The organism is Streptosporangium minutum, from assembly GCF_002149035.1.
GTDB classification, from domain to species: Bacteria; Actinomycetota; Actinomycetes; order Streptosporangiales; family Streptosporangiaceae; genus Streptosporangium; species Streptosporangium minutum.
The window spans coordinates 1-6,628 of sequence record NZ_NGFP01000375.1; the positions used below are offsets into that span (position 1 = coordinate 1).

The window sequence follows — 6,628 nt, forward strand, 5'->3', positions numbered from 1 at the left end:
CATCATGATTCCGCGCATCGGGGTGAACGCCCCGCTGGTGGTGCTCGGCCTGGAGGGCGACGGCACGCTCGCCGTGCCGCCGCTCGACCACGCCGACGTGGCGGGCTGGTACGGCGGGGGCCCGACTCCGGGGGAGCCGGGTTCGGCGGTCATCGTCGGCCATCTGGACACCAGGACCGGGCCCGCGGTGTTCGCCCGGCTCGACGAGCTCAGGCCGGGGGACGCCATCGGCGTGGCGCGCGGGGACGGGACCGTGGCGCTCTTCGCGGTGGAGCGGCTGGAGCAGGCGCCCAAGGATCGCTTCCCCGCGGATCGGGTGTACGGCCGGACAGGCGGGCGGCGGCTGCGCCTGGTTACCTGCGGTGGTAGCTTTGACCAGGCCAGACGTTCCTATGACGACAATGTGATCGTCCATGCGTCGTACCGTGCGGGATATCTCACCTCAGATCTGGGGTATCCTGAGTAGCGGTTGTGTCAAGGTACCGGCCGGGTGTTTCGCATTTCCTCGCCCGGTGCCGTACACTCCTTTTTCGGTTCACTATGACCATTGCGCGTCGGCGGTGTCGCAACCGCCGCTCTCATCGAAGCGCTGGGTCGCGGCTGCTTAGTGTTCCGAAGCCTCAGACGACCGATCAGTGAAACGCGAGGGACATGGCCAAGAAAGACGGCGCCATCGAGATCGAGGGCACTGTGGTTGAGTCGCTCCCGAACGCGATGTTCCGGGTGCAACTCGACAACGGCCATAAGGTCCTGGCCCACATCAGCGGACGGATGCGGATGCACTACATCCGGATCCTTCCTGACGACAGGGTTGTCGTCGAACTGAGCCCCTACGACCTCAGTCGTGGGCGGATCGTCTACCGATACAAATAAGCGTCTGAGGGACGAATAAGGACTATGAAGGTCAAGCCGAGCGTCAAGAAGATCTGCGACAAGTGCAAGGTGATCCGCCGGCACGGTCGCGTCATGGTGATCTGCGACAACCTGCGCCACAAGCAGCGTCAGGGCTAGTCGCAGTAAAAAGGTCTTGCAAGAGTCCGCTCCTTGGTGGCGGACTCGACCCATGTGAGGCCACAAAGTAATCGCGCTTCACACCTGTGCAGGCGGCCCACGGCCGTACCCCGCAGGAGACCCCCGGTCGGAGGCCGGGGCCCTCACCCCGGGCATGGGGAGGGGAAGTGAGGCGCAGGACCTCCGCCATAAAGAAGGAGAATGCCCGACCATGGCTCGCCTGGTTGGCGTCGACCTCCCCCGCGACAAGCGGCTGGAGATCGCTCTCACCTACATTTTCGGAATCGGCCGCACCCGTGCGCTCGAGACCCTCAAGGCCACCGGTGTGAACGGCGACCTCCGTGTCCACCAGCTCACGGACGAAGAGCTCGTCCCGCTGCGTGACTACATCGAGGCGAACTACAAGATCGAGGGTGACCTCCGTCGCGAAGTTCAGGCCGACATCCGTCGCAAGATCGAGATTCAGTGCTACCAGGGCATCCGGCACCGCCGTGGCCTTCCCGTGCACGGTCAGCGCACGCAGACCAACGCGCGTACCCGTAAGGGCAAGAAGAAGACCGTGGCCGGCAAGAAGAAGCCCGGTAAGAAGTAGTCCGCGCAGCCGCAGGACCGAAGACCTCAGGAGTGAAGGCAAAGAATGCCTCCTAAGAGCCGCCAGGGTGCCCCGAAGAAGGTGCGCCGCAAGGAAAAGAAGAACGTCGCTCACGGGCACGCCCACATCAAGAGCACGTTCAACAACACGATCGTTTCGATCACCGACCCGAACGGGAACGTGATCTCCTGGGCCAGCGCCGGCCACGTCGGGTTCAAGGGCTCTCGTAAGTCCACCCCGTTCGCCGCGCAGATGGCAGCCGAGAACGCCGCTCGCCGCGCCATGGAGCACGGCATGCGCAAGGTCGACGTCTTCGTCAAGGGTCCCGGCTCCGGCCGTGAGACCGCGATCCGTTCGCTGCAGGCGACCGGCCTCGAGGTTGGCTCCATTCAGGACGTCACCCCCGTGCCGCACAACGGTTGCCGCCCGCCGAAGCGCCGCCGCGTCTGATACCCAGGAGATAGAGAGAAATGGCTCGTTACACGGGTGCGGACTGCAAGCTCTGCCGTCGGGAGAAGACCAAGCTCTTCCTCAAGGGCAAGAAGTGCGAGTCCGCCAAGTGCCCCATCGAGATCCGTCCTTACCCGCCGGGTGAGCACGGTCGCGGTCGGCCGAAGGAGTCGGAGTACCAGCTCCAGCTCCGTGAGAAGCAGAAGACCCGCCGCATCTACGGCATCCTCGAGAAGCAGTTCCGCAACTACTACGAGGAAGCCAACCGCAAGGGTGGCAAGACCGGCGAGAACCTCCTCCAGATCCTGGAGAGCCGTCTCGACAACGTGGTCTACCGCGCCGGCTTCGCCGAGTCCCGCGACGCCGCCCGCCAGCAGGTCCGTCACGGACACATCCTGGTGAACGGCAAGAAGGTCGACATCCCGTCGTACCGCGTCCGCGAGCACGACATCGTCGAGGTCCGCGAGCGCTCCCGCAACCTCCTGCCCTACGAGGTGGCCCGCGCCACCTCGGGCGACAAGACGTTCCCGGCCTGGCTGGGCGTCGCTCCGGAGGCCATGCGCGTCCTGATCCACCAGCTCCCGGTCCGTCAGCAGATCGACACCCAGGTCCAGGAGCAGTTGATCGTCGAGCTCTACTCCAAGTAGCGGCTCACGCAGGTGCCGTACGGTTCGCCGTACGGCACCTATGCTGTTGTTCGAGCGGCGTCAAATAGCGGGCGTCGCCATGCAAGGGGAGAACCCACATGCTGATCGCTCAGCGTCCGACCCTTCTCGAGGAGTCCCTCGAGGAGACCCGGTCCAAGTTCATCATCGAGCCGCTGGAGCCGGGTTTCGGCTACACCATCGGCAACTCGCTGCGGCGCACGCTGCTGTCGTCCATCCCGGGCGCGGCCGTGACCAGTATCCGCATCGAGGGCGTGCTGCACGAGTTCTCGACCGTGCCGGGGGTCAAGGAAGATGTCACCGACATCATCCTGAACCTCAAGGAGCTGGTCGTCTCCTCCGAGCACGACGAGCCCGTGGTCATGTACCTGCGTAAGCAGGGCCCCGGTGAGGTCACCGCCGCCGACATCGCGCCCCCGGCCGGTGTCGAGGTGCACAACCCCGAGCTGCGCATCGCCACCCTGAACGGCAAGGCGAAGCTGGAGATGGAGCTGACCGTCGAGCGCGGTCGCGGCTACGTCTCCGCGGCGCAGAACAAGCAGCCGGGCCAGGAGATCGGGCGCATCCCGATCGACTCCATCTACTCCCCGGTGCTCAAGGTCACCTACAAGGTCGAGGCGACCCGAGTCGAGCAGCGGACCGACTTCGACCGTCTGATCCTGGACGTCGAGACCAAGCCGTGCATGAAGCCCCGTGACGCGGTGGCCTCCGCCGGCAAGACCCTCGTCGAGCTGTTCGGCCTCGCCCGCGAGCTGAACGTCGAGGCCGAGGGCATCGACATCGGCCCGTCGCCGACGGACGCGGCTCTGGCCGCCGACCTGGCGCTGCCGATCGAGGAGCTGAACCTCACGGTCCGCTCCTACAACTGCCTCAAGCGCGAGGGCATCCACACCGTGGGTGAGCTCGTGGCCCGCAGCGAGCAGGACCTGCTGGACATCCGTAACTTCGGTGCGAAGTCCATCGAAGAGGTCAAGCAGAAGCTGCACGAGATGACGCTCGCCCTGAAGGACTCCCCGCCCGGGTTCGACCCCAGCGCGGTGGCCGGCGGCGGCTACGACGACGACGACAGCGCGTACGTCGAGACCGAGCAGTACTGATTTTTCTGTAACGGGGATCGAGCGATTCCCCGGCCTGACCCCGGTACCTGATACGGCCGGGGCGGGTTCACTCTCAAGGAGAACGAAATGCCTCAGCCCGCAAAGGGTGCCCGTCTCGGCGGAAGCCCGGCTCACGAGCGGCTGATCCTGGCGAACCTCGCCACCCAGCTGTTCCAGCACGGCCGGATCAAGACCACGGTGGCCAAGGCCAAGCGTCTGCGCCCGGTGGCGGAGCGGCTGATCACCAAGGCGAAGAAGGGCGACATGCACAACCGTCGCCAGGTGCTGACCGTCATCCGTGACAAGGGTGTCGTCCACCACCTGTTCACGGAGATCGCGCCGACCTTCGCCGAGCGTCCGGGCGGCTACACCCGCATCACGAAGGTCGGCCTCCGTAAGGGCGACGCCGCCCCCATGGCCGTCATCGAGCTGGTGTCCGAGCCGCTGAACACGGTCCGCACCACCAAGGCCCCGGCCGCCACCGCGGCCCCCAAGGCCGAGGAGACCAAGGCCGAGGAGACCGCCGAGGTCGCCGAGGAGCCGAAGGCCGCCGAGGAGACCGCTGAGGCCACCGAGGCTCCCGCCGAGGAGACCGAGGCCAAGAAGGACAACGCCTGATCTTTCAGGTCCTGTGAGCGGGCCCGGCATCCCCTTCTGGGGAGGTGCCGGGCCCGTTCCCGTTTCTCGGGAGGAACATCGTGGTACGGCTGCGCCTGGACCTCGCATATGACGGCACCGACTTCTCCGGCTGGGCGAAGCAGCCGGGCCGGCGGACGGTCCAGGGGGAGATCGAGGAGGCGCTCGGCAAGATCCTCAGGCTCCCCGAGCCGCCGGCCCTGACCGTGGCCGGGCGGACCGACGCCGGGGTGCACGCCCGGGGCCAGGTGGCCCACGTGGATCTGGGGATCGAGGCGTTCGGCGCGCTGGAGAGCCGGCACGGCCGCCGGACACCCGCAGCCCCCTCCGCCGAGGCGAGGCCCGCTGCCGCCCGCTCGGCCGGGGCCGCCGTCGCACGCTCGGGCGACACCGGGTCCGCCGCCCATTCAGCCGAGGTCGAGGCAGGGTCCGCTGCCGCATGCCCCGTCGGCGCCTCCGTCGAGATCGGATCCGCCCTTGCCGGGGCCGCTGCCGACGCCGGGCCGCCGGACGACATGGATGAGCGGCTCGCCAGCCTCCGCAGAAGGCTGGCGGGTGTTCTGCCCCCCGATGTAAGGATTTATCGCGTTACGGTGGCTCCTAGGGGCTTTGACGCCCGCTTCTCTGCGATGTCGCGCCGGTACGCCTACCGGGTCTCCGACGCGCCGGGCGGGGTGGACCCGCTCCGCCGCCGCGAGATCGTCTGGTACAGCCGACCGCTCGACGTCGACAGGTTGAACGCGGCCGCGGCCGCCCTGCTGGGGGAGCACGACTTCGCCGCCTTCTGCAAGAAACGCGAGGGCGCGACCACGATCCGTGAGCTGCAGCGCCTCGACTGGGTCCGGCAGGACGGCATCCTCGTCGCGACGGTGGTGGCCGACGCGTTCTGCCACTCGATGGTCCGGGCCCTCGTCGGGTCGCTGCTGCCCGTCGGGGAGGGGCGCCTCGCGGTGGACTGGCCCGGACAGGTGCTGACGCGGGCCGTACGGGATTCCGGGGTGCATGTCGCGCCGGCACACGGTCTCTGCCTTGAGGAAGTGCGTTACCCCGAGGCCGGGGAGCTGGCCCGGCGGGCCACGGAGACCCGCCGGGTGCGCACGTTCAGCGCGTGATGGGCGCGTCGGCCAGGCCGGGGCGAGCGGACCTCGGCCGCACCCTTCCGGTACGGCCCGCGTCCTCCCGCCCCGGCTCCCTCTCCCGTCAGCTCGTCACGCGGCGCTCGATGACCTTGGCGGTCTGGTCGCGGAAGGCGCCGCTGACCTTGCCGAGGCTCTTCTCCTTCGCCGTCGGGGTGTGCCCGTCGCTGAAGGTGGCGTAGCTGAACACGATGTAGCGGCCCCACACCAGCCCGGCCGCGTAGCCGCCCGCGATGTGCACGCGCTCGGCGCCGGTGCCCGGGGTGCCCGGCAGGCCACGGAACCACAGGTTGCTGTTCAGGTTCTTGGCCTGGTCGACCTCCACCGCGGACTCCCTGGTGGGCAGCACCGCGATCCCGGTGGTCACGGCGTATTTCCGCTTGCTGTCGACGTAGGTGGCCCGCAGCACCCGGCGGCAGTCCTTGCTGCGCAGCGCGCTGGCGAACTTGCCCGCCGCCGCCTTCTGGCACTGCTGGGTGACCTCGGTCTTGACCCGGACGAACGTCGTCCCGGCCACGGTCACCTTCTTGCTGAAGGCGTCGGCCACGGTCATCTTGCCCGGGTCGGTCTTCTCGGAGTTGAGCATCGTGGTGTTGACCGGCTCCGGCTCGGCCGGGGCCGGATCCTCGACGGGATCGAGGGGCCCCTCCGCGTTGGGGAGCGGGTCGGCCGCGCTGACCGCCTTCTTGGCGTTGAACGACTGGTAGGCGAAGAACGCGCCGGTGCCGATGCCTCCCACCACGACCGTCACCACGGCCGCGATCAGCAAGGTGCCGGCCTTGCTGCGGCGCGGTGGGGCGGGCGGAGGCGGTGCGACCTCCGCCACGACCGCCGAGGGCGGGGTGAACGGGCCGCGCAGCTCCATGACCCCGGTCGAGGGACCCGACTGCTCGTCCGGCGGCGTCGCCGGAACATGCGGGAGCGACGTCACGATCACCGGTATGCCGCCCGGCGGGGTGGCCTGGTCGCCGGGGGACGGAGGCAGCGCCGGCCTCCCGGCCTCGGGGCCCGGTGCCGCCGGAGCGGGGGAGGGCATCGAGG

Annotated in this window: 9 protein-coding genes and 1 pseudogene; 9 read left to right on the forward strand and 1 reads right to left on the reverse strand. The window is 68.3% G+C overall.

The annotated features are described in order from the left end of the window. The 9 genes from CA984_RS41750 to CA984_RS48485 form a co-directional block, all read left to right on the forward strand. Positions 1 to 466: class F sortase (locus CA984_RS41750; RefSeq protein WP_108724696.1), on the forward strand; the 466-nt coding region annotated here is incomplete at its 5' end. Positions 467 to 651: 185 nt separating this feature from the next. Then, positions 652 to 873: a translation initiation factor IF-1 gene (gene infA, locus CA984_RS41755; RefSeq protein WP_012887858.1), complete on the forward strand. Its 222-nt coding sequence runs from the start codon at positions 652 to 654 to the stop codon at positions 871 to 873. Between the two features lie 24 nt (positions 874 to 897). After that, complete coding sequence (gene rpmJ / locus CA984_RS41760; RefSeq protein ID WP_003956441.1) at positions 898 to 1,011, forward strand: 50S ribosomal protein L36; 114 nt, start codon at positions 898 to 900, stop codon at positions 1,009 to 1,011. Positions 1,012 to 1,222: 211 nt separating this feature from the next. After that, the gene (gene rpsM / locus CA984_RS41765; protein WP_012887859.1) at positions 1,223 to 1,603 is read left to right on the forward strand and encodes a 30S ribosomal protein S13; all 381 of its coding nucleotides are present in this window, start codon (positions 1,223 to 1,225) and stop codon (positions 1,601 to 1,603) included. A 45-nt stretch (positions 1,604 to 1,648) separates the two neighbouring features. Then, positions 1,649 to 2,053, forward strand: coding sequence for a 30S ribosomal protein S11 (gene rpsK, locus CA984_RS41770; RefSeq protein ID WP_020542285.1), 405 nt, complete (start codon positions 1,649 to 1,651; stop codon positions 2,051 to 2,053). Positions 2,054 to 2,073: 20 nt separating this feature from the next. Beyond that, the gene (rpsD, locus tag CA984_RS41775; protein WP_012887861.1) at positions 2,074 to 2,700 is read left to right on the forward strand and encodes a 30S ribosomal protein S4; all 627 of its coding nucleotides are present in this window, start codon (positions 2,074 to 2,076) and stop codon (positions 2,698 to 2,700) included. A gap of 98 nt (positions 2,701 to 2,798) precedes the next feature. Beyond that, positions 2,799 to 3,815 (forward strand): DNA-directed RNA polymerase subunit alpha, encoded by a 1,017-nt coding sequence (locus tag CA984_RS41780; protein WP_031171182.1) that lies wholly within the window; start codon positions 2,799 to 2,801, stop codon positions 3,813 to 3,815. A gap of 87 nt (positions 3,816 to 3,902) precedes the next feature. Beyond that, on the forward strand, positions 3,903 to 4,433 hold the full coding sequence (rplQ, locus tag CA984_RS41785; protein WP_086578856.1) for a 50S ribosomal protein L17: 531 nt from the start codon (positions 3,903 to 3,905) through the stop codon (positions 4,431 to 4,433). A gap of 80 nt (positions 4,434 to 4,513) precedes the next feature. Beyond that, the gene (locus tag CA984_RS48485) at positions 4,514 to 5,563 is read left to right on the forward strand and encodes a tRNA pseudouridine synthase A (RefSeq protein ID WP_086578858.1); all 1,050 of its coding nucleotides are present in this window, start codon (positions 4,514 to 4,516) and stop codon (positions 5,561 to 5,563) included. Positions 5,564 to 5,651: 88 nt separating this feature from the next. Here the strand turns inward: CA984_RS48485 and CA984_RS46810 are convergent. Next, positions 5,652 to 6,628: pseudogene (locus CA984_RS46810) on the reverse strand (hypothetical protein); the annotation flags it as partial.